The 22,063-nt window shown below is 43.7% G+C and carries 20 protein-coding genes; 2 read left to right on the top strand and 18 right to left on the bottom strand.

The window, feature by feature from the left end; all coding sequences use genetic code 11:
- Window positions 1–19: 19 nt before the first annotated feature.
- The 3 genes from ACTJJD_RS09120 to ACTJJD_RS09110 all read right to left on the bottom strand — a co-directional run bounded on the left by ACTJJD_RS09120 (window position 20) and on the right by ACTJJD_RS09110 (window position 4,063).
- A complete protein-coding gene (locus ACTJJD_RS09120) occupies window positions 20–1,057 on the bottom strand; it encodes a sugar-binding transcriptional regulator (RefSeq protein WP_008347711.1) in 1,038 nt (345 codons plus the stop codon).
- A 288-nt stretch (window positions 1,058–1,345) separates the two neighbouring features.
- The gene (locus ACTJJD_RS09115; protein WP_052463368.1) at window positions 1,346–2,731 is read right to left on the bottom strand and encodes an amino acid permease; all 1,386 of its coding nucleotides are present in this window, start codon (window positions 2,729–2,731) and stop codon (window positions 1,346–1,348) included.
- Window positions 2,732–2,869: 138 nt separating this feature from the next.
- Window positions 2,870–4,063, bottom strand: coding sequence for an ornithine--oxo-acid transaminase (locus ACTJJD_RS09110; RefSeq protein WP_008347715.1), 1,194 nt, complete (start codon window positions 4,061–4,063; stop codon window positions 2,870–2,872).
- A gap of 209 nt (window positions 4,064–4,272) precedes the next feature.
- Between ACTJJD_RS09110 and ACTJJD_RS09105 the strand changes: the two genes are divergently transcribed.
- On the top strand, window positions 4,273–5,715 hold the full coding sequence (locus tag ACTJJD_RS09105; protein WP_278193010.1) for a sigma-54 interaction domain-containing protein: 1,443 nt from the start codon (window positions 4,273–4,275) through the stop codon (window positions 5,713–5,715).
- A gap of 27 nt (window positions 5,716–5,742) precedes the next feature.
- Here the strand turns inward: ACTJJD_RS09105 and ACTJJD_RS09100 are convergent, their stop codons facing one another.
- Together ACTJJD_RS09100 and rpoN are read right to left on the bottom strand one after the other, a co-directional pair.
- On the bottom strand, window positions 5,743–6,480 hold the full coding sequence (locus tag ACTJJD_RS09100) for a FadR/GntR family transcriptional regulator (protein WP_242731081.1): 738 nt from the start codon (window positions 6,478–6,480) through the stop codon (window positions 5,743–5,745).
- 173 nt (window positions 6,481–6,653) lie between these two features.
- Complete coding sequence (rpoN, locus tag ACTJJD_RS09095) at window positions 6,654–7,952, bottom strand: RNA polymerase factor sigma-54 (RefSeq protein WP_242731083.1); 1,299 nt, start codon at window positions 7,950–7,952, stop codon at window positions 6,654–6,656.
- A gap of 70 nt (window positions 7,953–8,022) precedes the next feature.
- Here rpoN and yvfG point away from each other — a divergent pair, with 70 nt between their 5' ends.
- Window positions 8,023–8,238 carry a protein YvfG gene (gene yvfG / locus ACTJJD_RS09090; RefSeq protein WP_017359206.1) on the top strand — a complete coding sequence of 72 codons (216 nt, stop codon included), beginning with the start codon at window positions 8,023–8,025 and terminating at the stop codon, window positions 8,236–8,238.
- 24 nt (window positions 8,239–8,262) lie between these two features.
- Here yvfG and ACTJJD_RS09085 read toward each other — a convergent pair whose 3' ends face one another.
- The 13 genes from ACTJJD_RS09085 to ACTJJD_RS09025 form a co-directional block, all read right to left on the bottom strand.
- Window positions 8,263–9,588 carry an MATE family efflux transporter gene (locus tag ACTJJD_RS09085; protein ID WP_281215698.1) on the bottom strand — a complete coding sequence of 442 codons (1,326 nt, stop codon included), beginning with the start codon at window positions 9,586–9,588 and terminating at the stop codon, window positions 8,263–8,265.
- A 63-nt stretch (window positions 9,589–9,651) separates the two neighbouring features.
- A complete protein-coding gene (locus ACTJJD_RS09080) occupies window positions 9,652–10,467 on the bottom strand; it encodes an ABC transporter ATP-binding protein (protein ID WP_281215699.1) in 816 nt (271 codons plus the stop codon).
- Between the two features lie 13 nt (window positions 10,468–10,480).
- Window positions 10,481–11,287, bottom strand: a complete 807-nt coding sequence (gene nikD, locus ACTJJD_RS09075; protein WP_125589619.1) for a nickel import ATP-binding protein NikD — start codon at window positions 11,285–11,287, stop codon at window positions 10,481–10,483.
- 13 nt (window positions 11,288–11,300) lie between these two features.
- Window positions 11,301–12,134: a nickel ABC transporter permease subunit NikC gene (gene nikC / locus ACTJJD_RS09070; protein WP_440608323.1), complete on the bottom strand. Its 834-nt coding sequence runs from the start codon at window positions 12,132–12,134 to the stop codon at window positions 11,301–11,303.
- Window positions 12,131–13,075, bottom strand: a complete 945-nt coding sequence (gene nikB, locus ACTJJD_RS09065) for a nickel ABC transporter permease subunit NikB (RefSeq protein WP_440608322.1) — start codon at window positions 13,073–13,075, stop codon at window positions 12,131–12,133. The genes nikC and nikB overlap by 4 nt, the downstream gene beginning before the upstream one ends.
- An 18-nt stretch (window positions 13,076–13,093) precedes the next feature.
- Entirely contained in the window at window positions 13,094–14,713 is a 1,620-nt protein-coding gene (nikA, locus tag ACTJJD_RS09060) for a nickel ABC transporter substrate-binding protein (RefSeq protein ID WP_048002931.1), read from the bottom strand.
- 168 nt (window positions 14,714–14,881) lie between these two features.
- Window positions 14,882–16,045, bottom strand: coding sequence for a DegT/DnrJ/EryC1/StrS family aminotransferase (locus ACTJJD_RS09055; RefSeq protein WP_165379137.1), 1,164 nt, complete (start codon window positions 16,043–16,045; stop codon window positions 14,882–14,884).
- Window positions 16,042–16,731 (bottom strand): acetyltransferase, encoded by a 690-nt coding sequence (locus tag ACTJJD_RS09050; protein ID WP_065461111.1) that lies wholly within the window; start codon window positions 16,729–16,731, stop codon window positions 16,042–16,044. The genes ACTJJD_RS09055 and ACTJJD_RS09050 overlap by 4 nt, the downstream gene beginning before the upstream one ends.
- Window positions 16,694–17,287: a sugar transferase gene (locus ACTJJD_RS09045; protein ID WP_440608321.1), complete on the bottom strand. Its 594-nt coding sequence runs from the start codon at window positions 17,285–17,287 to the stop codon at window positions 16,694–16,696. The genes ACTJJD_RS09050 and ACTJJD_RS09045 overlap by 38 nt, the downstream gene beginning before the upstream one ends.
- Before the next feature lie 20 nt (window positions 17,288–17,307).
- Window positions 17,308–18,837, bottom strand: coding sequence for an MATE family efflux transporter (locus ACTJJD_RS09040; protein ID WP_440608320.1), 1,530 nt, complete (start codon window positions 18,835–18,837; stop codon window positions 17,308–17,310).
- A 28-nt stretch (window positions 18,838–18,865) separates the two neighbouring features.
- Window positions 18,866–19,894 carry a polysaccharide pyruvyl transferase family protein gene (locus ACTJJD_RS09035; protein ID WP_440608319.1) on the bottom strand — a complete coding sequence of 343 codons (1,029 nt, stop codon included), beginning with the start codon at window positions 19,892–19,894 and terminating at the stop codon, window positions 18,866–18,868.
- Window positions 19,894–20,922: a glycosyltransferase family 2 protein gene (locus tag ACTJJD_RS09030; RefSeq protein WP_440608318.1), complete on the bottom strand. Its 1,029-nt coding sequence runs from the start codon at window positions 20,920–20,922 to the stop codon at window positions 19,894–19,896. The genes ACTJJD_RS09035 and ACTJJD_RS09030 overlap by 1 nt, the downstream gene beginning before the upstream one ends.
- A gap of 27 nt (window positions 20,923–20,949) precedes the next feature.
- Complete coding sequence (locus ACTJJD_RS09025; protein ID WP_440608317.1) at window positions 20,950–22,053, bottom strand: EpsG family protein; 1,104 nt, start codon at window positions 22,051–22,053, stop codon at window positions 20,950–20,952.
- Between the last annotated feature and the right edge of the window lie 10 nt (window positions 22,054–22,063).

The raw sequence follows: 22,063 nt of genomic DNA, 5'->3' as shown, positions 1-22,063 counted from the left end.
TTTTATAGGTCACAATGTTTTATATTGAGGGATCGATTGACTCCCTTAATAACTCTTTTGCGGCTCCTTCGTCTGTGACGAGAACCGTTCGGCGGGGTTTTTTGAAATAAGCTTCAATGGCCCCAGCCTTTGATGATCCACCAGCAACAGCAATGATGTGTGGAATGCTTTCTAAATCATCTAGCTGCATGCCGACGGAGTGCACTTTGTGGACGACCTCGCCATCACGATTAAAGTAATAGCCAAAAGCCTCTGTCACTGCGTCATGCTCATCAATCTTTTTTAAATCTTCAGCGGGTGTGTTTCGTCTCATCGCCATTGTTTTTGCTTCACCGATTCCATGAATGAGCATCGTGGATGATTTAATCGTTTGAAGCACTTCTTTGACAGACGGCTCTTCAATAATGGAAGAGTAAGCACCTTCTGACAGCTGTCCTGGAACAAACAGCAGTTTGTAAGTACCGGAAGCTTTTTCAGCCATGTGGGCACAAATGGTGTTTGCCTGATTTTTTACATTCTCCCCAAGACCGCCTCTCGCAGGGACAAACATCATGTCTCTGTTTTTGGCATCAGGGGTCATCATTTCGGCAACAGCTTCCATCGTCGTTCCGCCAGTGACGGCGACGATATTATTTCCAGTAAACCTTTTTTTCATACATTGAACAGCAGCTCTTCCCATTTCTTGCTTCACCCACGGGGATTCATCGCTGTCACCAGAAACGATGATGACTTCTTCCAGGCCTAATTTCCTCTTTAATGTATTTTCCAAAAAGGTTAAACCTAAAACGTCCTTCATCATTCCTTCAAGCATTTCAAGCAAAGCATGACCTTCAGTCGTCAGCATCATACCGCTCGTTTTGACATCCAGCAGATTTTGTTCCTTTAAGAACTGAACCTCAGCTCTTAAGATACGTTCACTCAGACCAAGACTTGTCGCAAGACTTCTGCGACCAATTGGTTCAGCTAATCTGATGTACTGCAAAATGTCGTAGCGCTTTTGCATAACTGTGAGAAGATCTGGTAATAATTTTTTTTGAGCTTCCAATAAACGATTCATGGCTAACGACCCTTTCTTTTCACGTTGGACTAAAAACGTCCCACTGTGACAAAAAACGTCCCGCCACAGCCAAAAAAAATCAATCCCTGCTTTCTTTAATTATTTTAACAGGATAATCTTGCATTTTCAACTCTTACAAACACATTCAGACAAAAAATAGACACATTTTGACCGATAACCTGCTTGTCATCTAGCTTTCCGCCATTTTATTTTTTTAAAACTATTTATTTTCTTCTATATTGAATGCATTTGTCTTTGAAAAGGTGCAGGCGGTCAAAAGCCGCCTGCTTATGTTTTCGGTATCGTTTCTTTCTCTTCATTAAATCGTTTCGCATCTTCCTTCGGTTTAATCTTGAGGTAGTAAATGATGTAGCAGGCGGCCATAAATGGAACTCCGCAATAAAGACCAATCCGCTGATCCTCAATAAAGAATAAACTGATAAGAACAATGCCAAATGCGATAAAGCCTGCTAATGGCACAAATGGATAAAAAGGAGTTCGGAAGACAAGATCCTTTACATCTCCGCCCTCTTTTATGAATTGCCTCCTAAAGAAGTATTGGGATAAACAAATCGACATCCAAACCACGACAAGCACCATACCCGAAATGGAGATGAGCCAGACATATACCGTTTTTGGTGCTACAACACTCGTGAGCAGTGATAGAGCAGATACACCCATTGTCACCAATAAGGCATTGATCGGGATTTTTCGCTTGGATAATTTTTTCGTGAAAACAGGTCCTTTCCCGTCTTTTGAAAGCGCCCAAAGCATACGTGATGATGCATATAATCCAGAGTTCGCTACAGATAAAACGGCTGTAATGATAATAAAATTCATGATATCTGCAGCGTATGGTATGCCGACCTTGTCCAACACCACAACAAACGGACTATCCACTGCGCCGGCGGTCTGCCATGGAAGAAGTGCTGCAAGAACCGCAATCGATAAAACAAAAAAGACCATCGTCCGCCAAATAATATTTCGAATAGAGCGCGGGAGTGTTTTTTCTGGACTTTCACTCTCACCTGCTGCAATCCCTACAAGCTCTGTTCCTTGAAAGGAGAAATTGACTGTGACCATGGTTAATAAAATCGCAAAAAGACCATTAGGAAAAAGTCCACCATGATCCGTCAAATGACGAAATAGAGGGGCTGGTTCCCCACCTTTCAAGTGAATCATTCCGAAAATTGCGCCAATTCCAATGATAATAAACAATAAGATCGCAGCAACCTTGATGGCTGAAAACCAAAACTCTGTTTCAGCGAAGCTGCGTGCCGAGATGGCATTGATGGAAAATAAGATGACACTAAAGGCAAGACACCAAAGCCAAACAGGGATATCTGGGAACCACCTTTGGAGCAAAATGCCTGCTGACGTAAACTCCAGTCCAATTGTACATGCCCAGCTAAACCAATAAAGCCAGCCGATCATAAAGCCTGTGGACGGACCTATATATTTGGTTGCATACTCCTGAAAGGAACCAGCTGTCGGCATCGCCACTGCTAATTCACCAAGACAGAGCATGACCAAATACATGAGCAACCCGCCAATGATAAACGAAAGAATGGCTCCCCCTGGGCCTGCCTGATGAATAATGAGTCCTGATCCAAGGAAAAGGCCTGTTCCGATGACCCCACCTAAGGCAATCATAAAGAGATGTCTGCTTTTCATGGAACGCTCTAGTTCATTATGCTGTTCTGGCTTCAAATCCGTTTCCCCACTTTCACTCTTCTATTCATCAACCTTTGACAAAATACGCCGTTCATTGAAAGAGAAAGGGAGAATTTGAAGGATTCTCCCCTTGATCATTTATGCTTGAAATAACGCTTGGATATGAGCAATTGCCCAATCCAAGTCTTCTTTTGAAATGGTAAGCGGCGGTGCAAATCGAATCACTGTCTCATGGGTTTCTTTGCATAACAGCCCCTCTTGCTTGAGCTTCTCACAATAAGGTCTAGCTGCCTCAGTCAGTTCCATCCCAATAAATAGTCCACGCCCGCGGACTTCCTTAATGACAGGACTTTGAATGCGTGACAGTTTGTCTTTGAAATATTGCCCTAGCTCCAATGAGCGCTCGGCAAGCTTCTCATCGATTAACACATCTAGTGCAGCAAGTGATACTGCGCACGCAAGAGGATTCCCGCCGAAGGTAGACCCGTGAGACCCTGGATTAAATACACCTAAAATATCACGGTTTGCTACAACACATGAGATCGGGAATACCCCACCGCCAAGTGCTTTACCAAGAATCAGCATATCCGGCTCAATGTCTTCCCAGTCGCATGCAAACATCTTGCCAGTCCGCGCTAAGCCCACTTGAATTTCATCTGCGATCAATAACACATGTTCCTTCTCACAAATCGCTTTTGCCTCTTTTATAAAGCCCTCAGGCGGCATGACAATGCCCGCTTCTCCTTGAATCGGTTCAAAGAGAAAAGCTGCTGTTTGCGGAGTGATCGCTTCGCGTAACGCCTCAATATCTCCATAAGGGATGAGCTTTATGCCTGGAAGCATCGGACCGAAACCTCTTTGATATTCTGCTTCCGAAGAAAGTGACACAGCCGTCATTGTACGACCATGAAAATTCCCGGTACATGCAATGATTTCTGCGCGATTCTCTTCGATTCCCTTGACATCATAGCCCCATCGTCTCGCTGCCTTTATCGCCGTTTCCACAGCCTCGGCACCTGTATTCATTGGCAATGCCATCTCTTTATTCGTTAATTTGCAGATTTTCTCATACCATGGGCCAAGCTGATCATTATGGAAGGCCCTTGATGTGAGTGTCACGCGGTCAGCTTGTGTTTTAAGCGCTTCAATAATGCGGGGATGGCGATGTCCTTGGTTCACTGCAGAATATGCACTGAGCATATCCATGTAGCGGTTGCCCTCAGGATCAGTCACCCACACTCCCTCAGCCTCTGAAATCACAATTGGCAACGGATGATAATTCGCCGCACCGTATTGTTCTGTTTGATGAATCAATGCTTTTGTCTGTGTCATCGTGTATTCCTCCTTCTATAAGCTTGCCTCTTTTGATTGGGTTCATCTTCACTCTTATGTTATGCAAGGATCATGCCAACTTAGTGATCGCTCTGTGCCTAGGATTGTGCTCATCTTTAACGCAAAATAATTTTGCATATGCAAAATTATTTAGAGGAAACCGCAAAATTTTTCATGTAAAATAGAGGTAATGTCTGGAGGTGGCGCAAGTGAAAAAAGATCAGCATACCGCAAAGCTCGAAAATGAGATTGATCTATATAAACAAATGCTCGATTTAATTGATGTTGGGGTTCACGCCATTGACGAAAATGGCAATACCATTGTTTATAACAAAAAAATGATGGAGATCGAATCTTTAAAACGTTCTGATGTCCTTTATAAAAATGTCTTAGACCTCTTTGTGTTTCAGGACGAGATGCACAGTACACTTGTCCAAGCGCTGCGAACCGGGAAACAGACGGTTCATGCAAAGCAGACGTATCACAACTACAATAGTAAAGAAATCACAACGATTAACCATACATACCCGCTCGTACGAGACGGTCTGATTCAAGGAGCGGTTGAAATTTCGAATGATGTCACGAAACTGGAACGGCTCATTCATCACAATATGAAGAAAAAAGGAAACACACGCTTTACATTTGATTCAATCATTGGGGAGAGTCCTGCCTTTTTAGAAGTGATTGAACATGCGAAACGAGCCACACGTACCTCTTCTTATGTGCTGATTGTTGGTGAGACAGGGACGGGGAAAGAGCTATTTGCACAAAGCATTCATAATGGCAGCAGCCGTTCATCTGGACCATTTATTACGCAGAATTGTGCAGCACTGCCTGATAACCTGATTGAAAGTCTGCTTTTTGGAACACAAAAAGGGGCTTTTACAGGGGCAACAGATCAGCCCGGTCTATTCGAACAAGCACAAGGAGGTACACTGCTTTTAGATGAGATCAACTCATTACACCCAGCTCTTCAAGCAAAACTATTGCGCGTCTTGCAAGAGAAACGTGTAAGAAGGTTAGGCAGTACAAAGGAAATCGCCATTGATGTGAGAGTGATTGCTAATATGAATGAGGACCCTGTAGATGCGATCGCAGGTGGACGGATGCGAAAGGATTTATTTTACCGGCTTGGCATTGTCACCTTGTTTATCCCGCCACTCTCTGAGCGAAAAGAAGACATCCCCACATTTGTCATGCATTTTATTCAAAAATATAATGAACTGTTTCAAATGAATGTGAAGGCGGCTGATGAAGAGGTACTTGCCCTGTTCCAAACGTATCATTGGCCAGGTAATGTAAGAGAACTGGAGCATGTGATTGAGGCTGGAATGAATATGATGATGGACGAAACATCCTTAAGCTTGCATCACCTTCCTTACCATTTCCGATTCAAGCAAGGAGAAGGTCATCCTAGTGAACACATGCAGATGAGTCCGGTGCAGCCTACAGCTGCAGCTGATACCTTCGTCTACACGAGCTCAGATCATACAACTGACTTCCAAACCCAAATGGAACGATTTGAAAAACAATACATCGTCCATTACTTAAATAAAATGGACGACAATATTTCACAGACTGCAAAGATATTGGGCATGAGCAGGCAAAGTTTGCAATATCGAATGAAAAAGCTGCATATTTCTCTTCAATAATAGAGCTGTGCCGTTATGCGGCACAGCTTATTGTATATCTGGCTTTCCTTCCTGTTCTTGCAGCACCTCACCAAGAAGTTGTTCTACTTTTTCCAAATGTGTAAGCATCGCCCTCTCCGCTTCTTCTGGCTGCTTGTCCATGACAGCTTGATAAATACGTTCATGGTCTTTATAAAGCTGACGTATGGACGCTTTTCTTGAAAATAACACGATTTTTCTCGTTTCCCGCATCGTTTCCATTAATAAGGATGAGACCTGATTCATTAACGCCGCTAGTAAATGATTCTTTGAGGCTTTGGCGATGGCAAGATGAAATGTGAGGTCTGCCTCCTCACCAATTTCTTTATGCGCTTCTGCACGCTTCATTTGTTCTAGTGCCTCCTGCAGTCGATGGAGGTCATCGTCTGTCCGCAGCAATGCTGCCTTTTTGACAGCACCTGATTCAATGATTGATCTCACTTCAAGAAGCAGCACGATATCCTGCTGCTTCATCAAAAAAGCAGGAGATAAACAAAATGTGAGCTGCTCAGGATCGAACTGCTTCACATATGTGCCTTCTCCTTGCTTCATCTCTATTAATCCGATCGCTTTCAGAGCGGACAGCGCCTCTCTCACAGCGGAACGGCTGACTTGAAAATTTTCAGAAAGTGCTTGAACCGAGTCTAATTTTTCGCCCGGAAGTAGCTCCCCCGTTCGAATGGATTCGATTAATGCATCCGCAATTTCTTCATATATTTTTTTCGTTTTGATTTGTTTATATTTCAATTGGTCTCACCTCATCACTGTTGTCTACCCTATCGGCTCATGCCCTATCTTATACTTTACCCCAAAATTCAGATCACACGTCTTCCCTTTTTTCAATTCTCAAGAAATCTTCTATCACTCTTCCACTCATCAAAAAAGAAGCACGTGCCATTGTTTCTGGCATGTGCTTCTTTTTAATCATATCGCTTCCGCAGCGTGGAAGACGGAAGGTTCATTTGTTCACGATATTTGGCAATGGTTCTGCGAGAGACGCGGATACCAAAGGTTTGCTGAAGCTGCGTCATGATTTGCTGATCCGAATACGGTTTTTTCTTATTTTCTGATTGAATCAGCTCCGCAATGTGGGTCTTCACTGTGTAGCTGGATGCTTCTTCTAGCGAATGCCCTTCTAGTTTCGCTTGAAAAAACTGTTTCATTTCCATTAATCCGTATGGGGTCTGCACCATTTTCCCTTTGACTGTTCGACTCACTGTCGACTCATGCACTTGTAATATATCTGCAACCCGCTTCATCGTAAGCGGTTTCATTTTATGCTTCCCGGTCAGGAAAAAATCAGTCTGTTGTAAGATAATCTCACGAACGACATTTGTCATCGTTTGTTTTCTCTGCTTCAGCGCTTGAACAAGCCAATTGTACTGCTGCTGCTTTTCCTTTAGATACGTGTATGCTTCATGCCGCTTTTGATCTTGAATCATGGCGAAATACCCTTCATTCATTTCAATGTCCGGAAAAGCACGCTGGTTCAACTCGAATGTGATGTGACCTCCCGCAGCTGTAATCAACACATCTGGTTCTATATACACATCCTGGTCTTCATAAGAGAAATGAAGGCCTGGTCTTGGTTCGAGAAGCGACACCTCATCTTGTATGGCTTGCAGGGTTTTCAACGGCATACCTGTTTTAGCTGCGATTTCCTTCCAAGCCTTCCTTGCGAAAAGAAAGAAATGCCCTTCGATGATCAGCTCTGCTTCATACCAGCGATCTTTTTTTCGTCTAAGCTGGAGCAGGATGCATTCTTGCAATGATCTAGCGCCAATACCGGCAGGCTCTAATGATTGAAGCTGATGAAGAACGGCCTCTACTTCTTCTGCCGAAGCCTGTAACACAGCGGCCATTTGGTCAACCGGTTCATTTAAATAGCCATTGGAATCAATGGACTCAATCATGAATTGAAAAATCCTTTGATTCTTTTCACTTAAATTCAAATCAATGGCCTGTCTCTTTAAATACATTTGCAGGCTTTCTTGTTGATGCGTACGATACGGCTCTGTCATTCGATCTTGCGTTTTTTTATGATAAACTGGTTGATAGCTGTCCGTGTCTTTCCGCTCAATCAGAGGGTTCTCAAGCGCTAACTGATCAAGATACTCACCCAGCTCTGCACAATTCAATTGCAGCAGCGTAATCGCCTGCCTGAGTTCTTGCGTGAGTACCTGCTTTAATACTAGTTCTTGTTGCAGTTTAAGGCTCATTGTCTCCCCTCCCTCTCATCATTTTACATGAAGATTGACGGACCGTATATACGAAATAGGAGTGATTTCCATGTCTGAACTTTTTTCCGTTCCATACTTTATCGACAATTTAAAACAGCACATTGCCATGAATCAACATGAAGACAAGATTCATGCCATGAACGCTTATTATCGGTCGGTGGTTTCTACACTTGTGCAGGACCAATTGACGAAAAATGCTGTTGTCTTGAAGCGAATTCAGCATCTCGATGAAGCGTACCAAAAGGTGAAAAAAGAAAGCGAATAAATGGACGAAAAACAACACCCTTTCTCATGATTGCAAAGGGTGTTTTTCATGCAGGAAAAGCTTTTGATCCAGCTTCGATTTGTACATCATCAAAAAGCCGGACCGCCCTACAGTATAAATGATAAAGGCAAACCATAGTCCGTGATTGTGCCATATCGGAATGACTGCCGCCTGAACAGCCACAAACAAAATCATCGCAAACAACATTGAATTCCTAACAGGAGCAATTTCTGTCGCACCTGTGAATACACCATAAATCACCAAGCCAAAGCAAGCAGCAAACGGATAAAGAACGAGCCAATCGGCATATTGCAGTGTCACATCAAGAAGCTGAGGCAAATTTGTAAACAGGCTCAAAATCGGTACTTTAAAGAAAAAGTAACCTGCCGCAATAGCACATGCCATCACAACTGCCCATTGTCTCGAAAGGGTTAATGTTTTATCATAAAGCGCTCGGTCGTTCGCACCTACTGATCTACCGACAAGGATGCTGGACGCATTGGCAAATCCATCGAACAAATAGGCCATGATGTAGTGAATTTGAAATAAAATGGCATTCGCCGCCAATTGCTCCGTTCCGAAAGAAGCTCCCTTTGCTGTAAACATGTTGATCACAACAAGCAGACAGATCGTTCGGATAAACAAGTCTTTATTCACATGAAACATTTTCTTTACTGCACGTGTGTCCATCATCTGCTGGATAGACGGCATCCGAAAACCGTTTGACGTATGCTTCAAGATAATCCAGACCCCTAACACAAAAGCAGTGAGTTCAGAGATCAATGTCGCCGCTGCCACACCTTTGACGGCAAAAGAAAACGCATGAACTAAGATCAATGCCAAGATCATATTCATGACATTGATCAAAATTTGTAAAGAAAGGGCTTCTTTCATTTTTGCCATCCCCATCAGCCAGCCGAGTATGACGTAATTCATCAAGGTAAATGGCGCTCCCCAGATCCGAATATGAAAATAGTCCGCTGCATATTCGCGCACATCAGCAGCAGGAGAGATGATCCATAATGCGGATTGAATAATGGGCCATTGAAGAGCAATAAAACAAAGTCCGACGATAATAGCTAGCAAAAAAGGCCTTAGAAAAGCAAGAACACCCTGCTCCTCGTTCTGCGCTCCGTTTGCTTGGGCGGCAAAAGCAGATGTACTTACCCGTAAAAAGCCAAACAGCCAGTACAATGTACTAAAAATGAGACTGCCGACTGCGACGCCTCCTATATAAGCGGGGTTGGCAAGCTGGCCAACAACTGCTGTATCGACAGCTCCAAGTAATGGCGTGGTCATCGTTGAAATGGTTAAAGGGATCGCCAAAGCTAAATATGCTCGATGGTTCACGATGCCACCTGCCTTTCATGAAAAATAGCCTCTCTTAAAAGAGGCATTGAGGGAATGAAAAAGTTAACGAACCGGCCTGCCAATCGTTCGAGACAAAGGGTGGCTGGCGAGCGTTGCCTCCTTCATTTTCAGCACAGCTTCGTGCTCTGATATAAAGAAATCATCCTTCGATTGAAACTGAGCCACAAGTTCACCTTGATCAAGAATCGCTAATTGATCACTTAAATGATAGGCCGCTGTCAAATCATGTGTGATAAATAAGTATGCAAGCTTCAGCTCTTTCTTTAATTCGACTAACAAATCTAAAATGACAGCCTGCGTAACCATATCTAAGCTACTGACTGATTCATCCAGCACAATGAGCTTTGGCTGAAGCACCAGTGCTCTGGCGATGTTGATCCGCTGTAGCTGGCCACCGCTAAATTGGTATGGGTACTTGGACAAATCTTGCTCACTGAGCCCTACTCTTTCTAACCAGTGAATCAGTATATGCTGACGTTTTTTTCGGGTCATTGGTTCATAGTTTTCAAGCGGCTCAGATAAGATTTGTTCCACTGTCCACCTTGGATTCACCGCTGAATATGAATCTTGAAATACCGCTTGTACATGTCGGCGGAAATGCTGATGTGTCCGCTGATCTGCACGAATGATATCCTGACCTTCAAACAGAACTTGTCCGCTACTTGGCTTCTCTAGTCCAAGGATGATGCGGCCGAGTGTACTTTTCCCTGCACCACTTTGACCTAATAATCCAAGACAAGTGCCTTCTTCAATGGTCAAATGGACGTTTTTCAAGACAGGGGTTCTCCCTTTTGTCCTCATCATAAACGATCGGTTGCCATATGAATGACTCACTGCTTTCACTTCTATTAAATGCAACGGTTTTCTCACCTCAAATCGGGCAAACAGCTGGAATGGATGGACGAGCTGCTAAAAGTTTCTTTGTATAATCATGCTTCGGGTGTTCAAAAAGCTCAAGAACTTCAGCCTTTTCAACGATTTTTCCTTGTTTCATCACCACGACCTCGTCTGCCATTTCTGCAATCACACTAAGATCGTGGGTAATGAGCAAAATCGCCGTTCCGTATTCATGACGAATTTGATTCAAGTGCTCAAGCACCAGCTTCTGATTGTGTACATCTAATGCGGTTGTCGGTTCATCTGCGATGATCAGAGGCGGATGCATACAGGCAGCCATAGCAATCATGACACGCTGGAGCATCCCCCCGCTTAATTCAAAAGGGTATTTACTCAGTAATTGATCTGGATGCGGCAGGTTCATTTTCTCTAAGGCTTTAATTGCCTGGACCCGTGCCTGCCTTTTACTGACAGCTGTATGCCGGCGGATTGTTTCAATCAATTGATGTCCAATCGTCCATACAGGCGTAAAGCTATTCATTGGATTTTGCATAATATATGAGAGATCTTTGCCACGAATAGACCGCATATGCTGTTCACTCAAACCGATCAATTCTCGACCTTGTAGAGTGATACTGCCAGTCACTTCCGTTGTTTTTCGATCAAGCATGTTTAAGATCGACATACTTGTCACCGTTTTTCCGCATCCGCTCTCACCAATTAATCCAACAATTTGACCGTGCTTTACCTCAAATGCTATTTCCTGAACGAGAGAAATGGTTCCTTGCGGCGTTTTCGTATGCACATGCAGGTTCTCTATGTTTAAAATAGACTCTTCCATCTGACTCATTCCTTTACACACGACGTTTGACGCCATATTTCTCTGAAAGGGCTTCTCCCAGTAAGTTGAATAGAATGACCACAGCCATAATCACAAGACCCGGATAAAGCATCAGCTGAGGATTTGTTTGAATATACGATTTTCCTTCATGGATCATCGCTCCCCATTCAGGCGTAGGGGGCTGAACCCCTAAGCCTAGAAAAGACATGGCGGAAATGTCCATAATCGCCCAGCCCATTTCAAGTGTGCCCACAACCGCGAGTGGCGGCAGTACATTCGGAATCATATGCTTTCTCATGATATTCCAATGGGAAGTACCACTAATCTTCGCAGCTGCAATAAAGTTTTGTTCTTTTAAACTAAGCACCATCCCTCGAAAGACGCGAGCATAATACACCCACTGCACAAGCATCAAAGCCAGCACCACTTGAGAAAGCCCCGGTCCAAAAATACCGACTAATCCAAGGATCAGTACCAAATTCGGAAATGCCATGACCCCGTCGCACAATCTCATCAATACGTGATCGATCCAGCCGCCTTTATATCCAGATATCAGCCCTACGATTAAACCGATAGATAGAGAGGAAACAAAGATTAACAACGCACAGCCTAGTGAAATACGAGCACCATATAGAATACGAGATAAATTGCACCTTCCCAATTGGTCGGTGCCTAGAGGATACTCCCATGAAGATCCCTTTAGTTTCATTGCAAGATTAACAGTCGCCGTGTCATGCGGAGCGATCCATGGTGCACATACCGTCACAATGAGCAGGAGACCGAGCAGCACCACACAGATCGAGATCATCTTTTGATGATAGAAGAGGTGTTTTACTTTTGTCATCATGGCTGGCGGCCTTCCTTTCTAGAAATACGGGGGTCAATGAGCAGCTGAAGGAGATCAACCATCAAGCTGCTTAAGATAAAGATACACGCCGCCATCAACACATAAAATTGAATGACCGGCAGATCCCGGTTAAAGATCGCTTCTATAAAAAATCGTCCAAATCCAGGCCATGAAAAAACAGCCTCTACAATAATAGTCCCTGTGAGCAGCTTGCCAAGATTCACGCCAAGTCCTGTCAGCATCGGTGATATCGCCATTCTGAAGACATGTTTGAACATAATCGATTGTTCCTTTAGCCCTCTCATTCTCGCATATTGAACAAAAGGCTCGTGAAGCGTCTCACTCACACTCGCTCGCAATAATCTCGTATACATCGCAATTAACGGCACAGCCAGTGTAACGGATGGCAGTACAAGATGTTCCCATGTACCAACACCTTCAACAGGTAAAAGATCGAGTTTCACTGAAAAAAAGAAGATGAGCAAATACCCCAAAACAAAGGTCGGGATAGATGCTCCTAGGAAAGAAATCATCCGGCTCATATGATCTACAACGCCGTTTTTTCTCAAGCCGCTGAAAAAGCCCAGTGGAATACTGACACAAATTGCGATCAGCAGACTAGTGAACGCCAATTGAATCGTCGCAGGTATTCGATAGATCACCTCATCAAGCACAGGCTGATTGGTCATATACGACCGCCCAAAATCAAGACGGACGACTTTTTCAATCGTATGAAGGTACTGCATGTAAAAAGGTTCATCTAAACCAAATTCACTTCGTTTTTGGGCTAATACTTCATCAGTAGGCTGAATATGAGCCGCTGCTAAATATGCCTCCGCTGGATCAACTGGTGACAGATGAATCATGCCAGTTGTGAACAGTGTGGCTAGTAGAAATACAGGAATGATGGATAACATTCGTTTGATGATATAGCGGCTCATTTGCTTACCTTCCTTCTGTTACTTCAGCTTGATGCCTGTGAAAGGGTGTTCATCGCGATTCGCAGGGAAATCAAAGTCCTTCACATCTTTTTGATAAACAGCTGTCTTTTTAAAATAAGAGATTGGCACAATCGCCCCTTGATCTTGCAAGGAAGATAAGACGGACGAATAAAGTGCTTTGCGTTTGTTTTCATTTGTTGTCGATGGAATCTCCGTCATTTCTTTGATCAGCTTATCTTTATTCGGATACGCTGAGATCGCCTCTTTGAATCCAAAACCATCTGATGAGACAACGTTCATAAATGTATGCGGATCATACGGCGCTCCGTAATTGCTAAAGAAGTTCATATCAAATTTGTTCGCTTTAAACCGCTGAACCTGCGTCGCCAGCTCGACACCTTCAAGTTTGACACCAACCCCAATGGCTGCCCATTCTGCCTGCAGTGTTTCAGCCATTGTTTTTTGAATCGATTCTGCTGAGTCATACATCATACTAAACTCAAGCGTTTTTCCGTCTTTTTCCCGTATGGTTTTTCCTTTTGGAAGTGTCCAGCCCGCTTCATCCAGTAAAGCCTTCGCTTTGTCCACATCATACTGGAAAGATTTCACCCGGATGCCTGACGTATATGGCATGTTTGTCGGCAAGATGTGATCTGCTACATCCTCTAATCCAGAGGTCACACCTTCCACCAATGATGTTTTATTGATCGCATACTGAAGGGCGTGACGCACTTTCTCATCTGACAGCTGATCGACTTTTGTGTTCATGACAAGCTGTCTTGTGGCTACAGGCTCTGACATCTTCGTTTCATACTTGCCGCTCGCCTCTAGTTGTTTAAAAGCATCAAGGCTAATCGTTCCTTCTCCGTAAAGTAGATCTACATCGCCTTTTTCAAATGCCATCACTCTTGTTTCGGCATCTGGAATGACCTTCACTTTGATTTCTTTGACCTTTGGTTTCTCTCCCCAGTAGTGGTCATTTCGTTCAAAAATCGCGTAATCATCTTTTTTGTACGTCTTTAATACCCAAGGACCTGTCCCCACTGGTTTTTCGATTCCTTTTGATGTATCTCCGTTTTTCGGAAAACCTGCTTCGCCTAGGAAACGAACGGGGCGCACAACAGCTAGCTCTTGAACAGTTGGATAATAAGGCTCAGTTAATGTGAGTTTAAACGTTTGCTTGTCCACTGCTTCTGTCTTTTTGATTTTCTTTATGACACCTAACCAGCTATGTACTTCTTTGTTTTTTAAAATCGTATCAAAATTCTTTTTCACAATATTCGCATTAAATTTAGATCCATCTGAGAACGTGACATTGTCTCTAAGATGGAACGTATACACCTTGCCATCCTTGGAAACATCCCATGATTTTGCTAATTCAGGTTTAAGCTTTCCATTTTTTTGATAGCTCACCAATGGTTCGTAAATCATGGATTGGGCAAACAATTGTGATGGATTGTATATGTGCGGATTCATTTCGCCAATATCTCTTGGCCATGCCATGGTGATCATATCGGGATGATCCTTGTCTCCACCTGCTCCATTATTTGCTTGAGAACAGCCTACTAGTAAGAAGATCAGTAGGATAGGTAATATTGTATTTATTTTAATTTTCGGAAAATTACTCCAAATCGACATAAGTTGGTTGCTCCTCCTAATTGATGCTGATAATCATTTTCATTTTAAGGAGGAAGGACTCTGTTGTCAATATCATATTTGAAACGAAATAACAATATATATTCCTTATTATTCCACAAATTAAAGGATTTGTTAAAAAGAGAGGCAGGCTGCTGATGAACGAGCAGCCTATGAGGAGGGTAATGCTTTCTTTTGCAGGGCGTTGTACAGTGTATCAATGACAAGCTCCTGTTCCGCGTCTGTCATGCTTGTACCAGATGGCAGGCAAAGACCTGTCTCAAATAACAACTCAGATGCAGGGACTTCATCGGCTGTTGTATAAAAAGGATAACCATGAAAGAGCGGCTGCTGGTGCAGTGGCTTCCATACACGCCTTGCTTCAATCTGCTTTTGTTCTAAAGCATCTATCATCTCTACTGGAGACATCTGTGCATGATGATCCATGGTGAATGTGGTCAGCCAGCGGTTTGATGTGGTTTCTTGATATTCTGGCATAAATTGAAGGCCCTCAATATCGGCTAAAGCATCTTGATAACGCTCGAAAATGCGACGTTTTTGCTGAACACGCTCCTCTAACACTTCCATTTGTGCAATTCCTACACCTGCGAGCAGGTTGCTCATCCGATAGTTATATCCCTCCTCTTGATGCTCATAGTGTAGGGCATGTTCTCTTGCCTGTGACGCGAGAAATCGGCAGCGGTCGATGGCTGATTCATCATCACTGACAAGCATTCCGCCTCCTGATGTTGTAATGATTTTATTTCCGTTAAAAGAGTACACACCGAACCTGCCCATTGAACCGCTTTTTCTTCCTTTATATATACTGCCTAACGATTCAGCCGCATCTTCAATGATTGGCACATCATATGCCTCACACACCGCTATGATTTCATCCATTTTTGCACTTTGTCCGTATAAATGAACGACAATAACCGCACGGGGTCTTTTCCCAAGTCGTTTTGTTTCAGCAAAGGCTTTCTCTAACGCCAGCGGACACATATTCCATGTCTCTTTTTCTGAATCAATAAAAACAGGCGTCGCTTGTTCATATAAAATAGGATTTGCACTGGCAACAAATGTGAGAGTGGAACAAAAGACCATATCTCCCTTTTGAACGCCAATGAGTTTTAAGGCAAGGTGAATGGCTGCTGTTCCTGAAGATAATGCCGCTCCACTCTTCACGCCTGCATAATCCGCGACCACTTGCTCAAATTCATTTACAAGCGGTCCTAATGGTGCAATCCAATTGCTTTTAAATGCCTCCTCTATTTTCTTCTGTTCTTTTCCACTCATATGAGGAGGAGATAAGTAGATTCGTTTCCTGTCTCTCATGATTTCCCACCTTCTCTTCGATCTTTGATCTCAATTGCAGGAACGCCTACAGCGACTTTCTGATCATGTATATCTCGGGTCACTGCCGCTCCTGCGCCGATTACTGCCCAGCTTCCAATGGTTCTGCCAGGTATGACAGCAGCCCCAGCTCCAATATGAGCACCCTCTCGCACAGAGACACAGCCGGTGAGCACAGCTCCCGGGGATAGGTGCGTAAAGGATTCGAGAAAGCAGTCATGCTCCACGATAGAACCGGTGTTGATAATGGCATGCTCACCGATCACTGCATCTGCTTGCACAACAGCCCTTGCCATCACAACCGTTCCCCGGCCAACCTTCGTTGACGAGCTCACAACTGCCTCTGGATGAATCAGTGTGGCAAATGCCCTCTCTTCAAATTCGAGACGTTCTTTGATCCTCTGTCTGATTTCGTTTTGCCCAATGGCAATAAGCCATTGCATATCAGGTATTTCATCTCTTACCTTTTGACTCATAGAAATCGGACCATACAGAATGCCGGTTTGAGGGTCAGCTTCCTCAAATCGATCGTCTAATACAGCACACAATGAGTACTCAGGATGCAAAAAAATCAACTCCTGAATGACCTTACTGTGTCCGCCAGCCCCTATTAAGCCAATGGGCTGCTCTTTACGTATCAGTTCCTTTGAATTTTTCAGCTGTTGCATGATTTGGCTGCTGCACCCCTTCTGTTTTGATGACTTTCAGTAAGGTCATCCATAAGATTTTCATATCGAGCCAAAACGATTGGTGCTCTACATACCAGAGGTCATAGGTGAATTTCTCCTCCCAAGAGAGAGTATTTCTTCCATTCACCTGGGCCCATCCAGTGATACCAGGCTTTACAAGATGACGCTTCGCTTGCTCCTCTGTGTACATTTGTAAATACTCCATTAAAAGCGGTCTTGGTCCAACGAGACTGATTTCCCCTTTGAGTACATTGACAAGCTGCGGCAATTCATCAAGACTGAGCTTACGAATAAAGGCGCCGGTTTTTGTTAATCGAAGATGGTCTGGAAGCAGTACGCCATGTTCATCGCATTCCTCGGTCATCGTCCGAAATTTATAAAGCATAAACGGCTGTCCGTACAGACCAGGCCGTTCTTGTCGAAACACCACAGGCGCTCCGATTTTCCACCGAATGAGTCCATAGATGAGAAGGAAAAGAGGAATCCCTGCGATGAGCAGTGTCAGTGCCACGACCACATCTATTATTCTTTTCATCATTGCTTCTCCTTTCCACACTAGCGGGAGACAGCTCGTTCAATAACAGCTTGTTTCACCTTACGCATGAGCTGTATCCGCTCTTGTTTTGTTCCTGCAAATTGATACAAATAGCCTAAGTAGAGAACGAAACATATTCCGCCAATACAAAATAGCTCCCACCATCTCGTCACATCATACACAGCCTGAATGCCGGCACAGATCCCCCATATGAACAGAGCCCCAAACAGCGGAACGACTGTATGTTTATAAAAGATGGTACTTTTCTGTTTCGTGATCTTGGCTGTATACAATGGGAGAAAGACGATATTTTTCATCAATAAAACAACGGCTCCTGCTGATGCAATGCCATATAACCCGAGCTGAAGTAGGTGAGTCAGTCCATAGGCGAACAGGACATTGGAACCGCCTAATATGAGTGTCACAACCGCCGGCACTTTAAATCGGTTAAAGGCAGTCGGTACATAGGTCAGCGGTAAAAACATCAACGTGAAACACAAATAAGCCGCATGAATCATCAGCAGCCATTTCAGCTCCTCAAAGGCTGGTCCAAGCCATAACAGCATGAGCGGACCGGCAAGACCTCCTAACAGAGCCGCGGGGAATGCCACAAATAAACCACTCCATTTCATGGCTTTGGCAGCGTATTGAATGAGCCCCTGCTCGTCTTGATTTGAATATAATTTTGTGATCGTTGGCGCAAACACAACCGCAAGTGTCCCTGCAAGGGTGCGCAATAATAATGGAAATTGTAAAATGGCGGCATACTGTCCAGTCGCTTCTGCCCCAATCAGTAAGTTGGTCATCAATAAATCGATTTGTAAAAACAACAAAATGCCCATTTGTTCAAATGAATGCCACACCCCTGATCGAACCAGCGTGAGACTTGAAGATAAAGAAACGTACCGCCACTTAAACGAAAACCAAGGAATGAGTTTCTTAAAATAATAGAGACCCATTCCCAAAGCGGCGAGACTCCCTATAACGGCTGCAAGCGGAATATGCCAAATGGCTGGTGTTGTCACGGTAAATAACAGAACAATCACAAGCGCCCTGCCAAACATCTGAATGGCCTGTCCAACACTCGATACATATAATTTGTTCGCATAAAATGGTGCCGCCCCAATACCAGACATGACGAAATTGAGCATAAATAAAAGACCCCCTAACACAAAGGCGATCTGTGTATCTTTTGCAAGATGAGCAGGCACATGGAGCCAATCAACCAGCTGCTGAGACATGAATAGACAAAGTAAAAAAAGACAGATGGATAAAAAGAGAGAACTGACAAAATAGGAAGCGAGATAGCGCTGCGCTTGTTCCATCTCTCCTTTATGAGCGGCAACAGAAAAAAAACGCACCACCACAGCACTTAATGAAGCCGTAATGACCGATAAATAATTGATCATATTTTGCGTCAGATGAATCAGACCAAACGCTTCCACTCCAAGTGTATGAACAATGTAAGGCGTTAAACAAACAGACATCAGCATCATCAAGATAAACGTCATCACATTTGCACTGACATTGTAAAGAAACGCACGGTTCATGGTGATTTCACGCAGTGTTTAAGGGCCTTCATCCAACTTCCTCTTCCTTTTGTCCGCTTGTTTTCATATGCTGATGAATGGCCTTTTTCACCGCTTCCTCCGTTGGTTCCTTCAAAAGGGTCATAAATGGCAAGTGCGCTACCCATTCATATCCTTCCATGACTTTATGATCAAACGACCTGATGACAACACACGGTGTATGTGTGATCGCACAAAAGATCATGCCATGCAGTCGATCTGTCACGACGACTTGTGCCTGTCTTAACTGCGTCCATAACGTGGATAATTCCTCTAAACGAGTCGTTCGATTCACTCGCTTCCCAATGGTTGTTGTGATAAAACCAACTTGATCATACGTTTCTTTGATATGCTCCTGCAGTTGTTCTCGTTTCTCTTTCGTGAGATATGCCTCCTTATCCTCACGCAGACAAAGCAGCACACCTTTACGGGTTTGACTCTTCGATGTTTCGTCTAATGTCAGGACCATATCAGGCTGTTTCCACACCTCTTTATTAGGAAAATGCTGCTTCATCCATTGATAGGTGGTTTGATCTCTTGCCATCAAGAGAAGCCTCGGGTGTTGTTGATATGCTTGAATGGCGCGGCGTTCTTCTCTTTTCCCTCTCTTTGTTTCTGTAAAATGAGCAGTAGCGGGCAGCTGAATGACGGGATAGGACTTAAAGGCGTTCATGATAAATTGTCTTGTCCATTCTTCATATCGATATAAATCGCCCATGTTGCCCCCACCGATGATACAGACAATGTCCTCTGGGTGCCGTGCGTGCTTCAGTGGACGTGCTAGACGATACATCTCCTGCATGTCTACTTCTATGATTTGATAGTCTGGAAAGTGCTTTTGTAAAAAGCAGTAGCTGGCATAGGCAATCGCGTGATCACCTAAGTTGTCATGTGCCGGCAGCAGCGTGAGAATGATTTTCTTCTGATGACGCAGCTCTGGCAGTCTTTGGCGGCTCAACCTATATTGAAGTGGATACTTGACCTTTAAGAGCAGCCACTCTGCGGCATGTGCTTTTAATTGCTGCAATGTCACACTCATCACCCCGATTTTCTCGTTTGATATTCAATCCATTTTTGATAGCTTGAAGCTGCGGCAGAGAGCGGATACACCCACTGCAGCCTAGCAAGGAATAAGATCATTCGCTTTCGCACAGTCAGCTTCGATGGTTCCACTTGTTTCACAGCCTTCCGAAAAGCTTCATGTGTCACCATTTCACGCATATGACCAAGCTTTTTTTGAAAGGACAGGGAATTTTGGCTCTTCCATTCATTGAGCATACAATGCAGCGTATGATTCACGATAAAAAAACAAAAAGCCTTCTCATATGGTGTCAGCTCATCATGCTCTTTTAAAAACAAACGCTGCGCGTCATAAAACGCCAGTCCATGCTGAAAATACTGCTTTTGATATCGCTGGACAATGGATGACAAATGAACCCGGTAATAATAAAGCGGCTCATGAACAAAGGCAATGACACGTGATAAAGAAAAACAGCGCAGCGTGACATATTGATCTTCAATATTCTCAAGCTCACCTCTCAACGGAAAACGGATATGATGCTTTTCGATAAATGCCCGCCGATACAGCTTATTCCATGAGAATCCCGTGATCTCACCATGTAATAATGATTCTATTAAACTTGTCTTATCGGCTTCCTGCTGAGCTAACAGCGTCGTCGGTATGATCCGTTTTGACTGTTCAAACTGAATCCAATATTCACTGACAACAAGATCGGCACCGGTATTTTCGGCTTCTTGATATAAAGCCTCACAGTATTGAGGAGCGAGAACATCGTCTGAATCAACAAAGGCAAGATACGTTCCTGTTGCTTCTTCTATGCCCCTGTTCCTCACCGCTCCCAGCCCTTGATTGGTTTGTTGAATCACCCGAAATCGCTCATCACGCGCAGCAAACGCTTCAAGGATGTCTCCACTGTGATCGGTAGATCCATCGTTAATGAGGATGACCTCTATATCTGAAAAGCTTTGGTCTGCAATCGATTGAAGACACTGCTCCACATATTGACTAGTGTTATAGACTGCGACCAATAGACTGATAGCTGGCATGACAGCAAGCCCCACCTTTCTTCAAATCTACTTTGTAAAAATTGTTCGGTACGGTAAAACAGAAGAATCAAACGGCATCAGCATGATGCTGTACAAAATATAGCAAACCGCAATTCCGATATACATAAAGAAATTGGTTCGCTGATCAAAAATCCGTGTGAAATAAGGTAGTAAAATGAGCTGATACAGACCAAAGTAAATATGAAATCTTGCATAAATGACATCCTTCGTTGCAAGGATGCCAAACAAAAATCCAAGCAAGCAAAAATTCACAATATAATCACTCTCTGGCGTCAGCTCACGAAGTCGTTTTCGACAAAAGAACGCAAGCAATAACGGTAAAATCAAGACACCAATTTTCGTCACATTCATTCCATTCGTATTCGTTGTCAGCCACTCCTCGTAGTGACCATAAGAACTCCCTTGCAGCATCACCACAAACACGGAGACAAAGCGGTCATACAGAGCGGTTAAGCCTAGAAAAATCATGCATAACACAAGCATCATCCAAGACCATGCCTTTGTTCTGACGATGAAATAGACTGGAATCATAATGAGTGCCGAGGAATGAAATAGCGCGCATACAAGCACGAGCGGAAAATACCATTTCCACTGACCTTTGATGACAAACTGGATGGCATAAAAAAGAATCGCTGCCACCATATACTGCCGCATGCCATTAAACGAAGCGTAATAATGAAATGTGCCGAGAAATAGTAGCATACTAAGCTCAAATGGCCGTCCATATCGCACAAGTGTTTTGATAATAAAAAAATAGGTGATGATCCCAACTGTGATATACATGATTTGCGGCTCATGTGATAGTTGATTGAGCATCCATAAGATCAATGTAAAGCCCGGATCAGTGGCGGCCTTGTCTACACCGAATCCGAAAATATGCCAAGGCTTGTCATAGGTGACGGAGAACTCATACATTTGTCCATAGGTGACGAAATCAGTTCCTACTTTGTAACGTATGCCCGCCACAATACAAAGAAATAAAAATGGAAAAAACACCAGAAGCTTGTTCGGCCGCCAGCCGCTTTGTATGGTATCATCACGTCTGCCATAAAATGCAGCAAAGCTCGACCATAAATAGACCATGATCATGTTCACCAAATAAACCGCCATCTGCCAATCC

The sequence above is a fragment of the Bacillus sp. 22446 genome (assembly GCF_052044955.1).
GTDB lineage: Bacteria > Bacillota > Bacilli > Bacillales > Bacillaceae > Bacillus > Bacillus altitudinis.
This window is presented reverse-complemented; position numbering and strand designations above follow the sequence as displayed.

Bases quoted from the DNA above. Each gene is read 5' to 3' on its own strand.
- ACTJJD_RS09120 (WP_008347711.1), bottom strand. From the start codon at position 1,057: ATGAATCGTTTATTGGAAGCTCAAAAAAAATTATTACCAGATCTTCTC.
- rpoN (WP_242731083.1), bottom strand. From the start codon at position 7,952: ATGAGCCTTAAACTGCAACAAGAACTAGTATTAAAGCAGGTACTCACG.
- ACTJJD_RS09045 (WP_440608321.1), bottom strand. From the start codon at position 17,287: ATGAAAAGAATAATAGATGTGGTCGTGGCACTGACACTGCTCATCGCA.
- nikA (WP_048002931.1), bottom strand. From the start codon at position 14,713: ATGTCGATTTGGAGTAATTTTCCGAAAATTAAAATAAATACAATATTA.
- ACTJJD_RS09110 (WP_008347715.1), bottom strand. From the start codon at position 4,063: ATGACACAGACAAAAGCATTGATTCATCAAACAGAACAATACGGTGCG.
- nikD (WP_125589619.1), bottom strand. From the start codon at position 11,287: ATGGAAGAGTCTATTTTAAACATAGAGAACCTGCATGTGCATACGAAA.
- ACTJJD_RS09025 (WP_440608317.1), bottom strand. From the start codon at position 22,053: ATGGCGGTTTATTTGGTGAACATGATCATGGTCTATTTATGGTCGAGC.
- nikB (WP_440608322.1), bottom strand. From the start codon at position 13,075: ATGAGCCGCTATATCATCAAACGAATGTTATCCATCATTCCTGTATTT.
- ACTJJD_RS09055 (WP_165379137.1), bottom strand. From the start codon at position 16,045: ATGAGAGACAGGAAACGAATCTACTTATCTCCTCCTCATATGAGTGGA.
- ACTJJD_RS09035 (WP_440608319.1), bottom strand. From the start codon at position 19,894: ATGAGTGTGACATTGCAGCAATTAAAAGCACATGCCGCAGAGTGGCTG.
- ACTJJD_RS09050 (WP_065461111.1), bottom strand. From the start codon at position 16,731: ATGCAACAGCTGAAAAATTCAAAGGAACTGATACGTAAAGAGCAGCCC.
- ACTJJD_RS09040 (WP_440608320.1), bottom strand. From the start codon at position 18,837: ATGAACCGTGCGTTTCTTTACAATGTCAGTGCAAATGTGATGACGTTT.
- nikC (WP_440608323.1), bottom strand. From the start codon at position 12,134: ATGATGACAAAAGTAAAACACCTCTTCTATCATCAAAAGATGATCTCG.
- yvfG (WP_017359206.1), top strand. From the start codon at position 8,023: ATGTCTGAACTTTTTTCCGTTCCATACTTTATCGACAATTTAAAACAG.
- ACTJJD_RS09030 (WP_440608318.1), bottom strand. From the start codon at position 20,922: ATGCCAGCTATCAGTCTATTGGTCGCAGTCTATAACACTAGTCAATAT.
- ACTJJD_RS09115 (WP_052463368.1), bottom strand. From the start codon at position 2,731: ATGAAAAGCAGACATCTCTTTATGATTGCCTTAGGTGGGGTCATCGGA.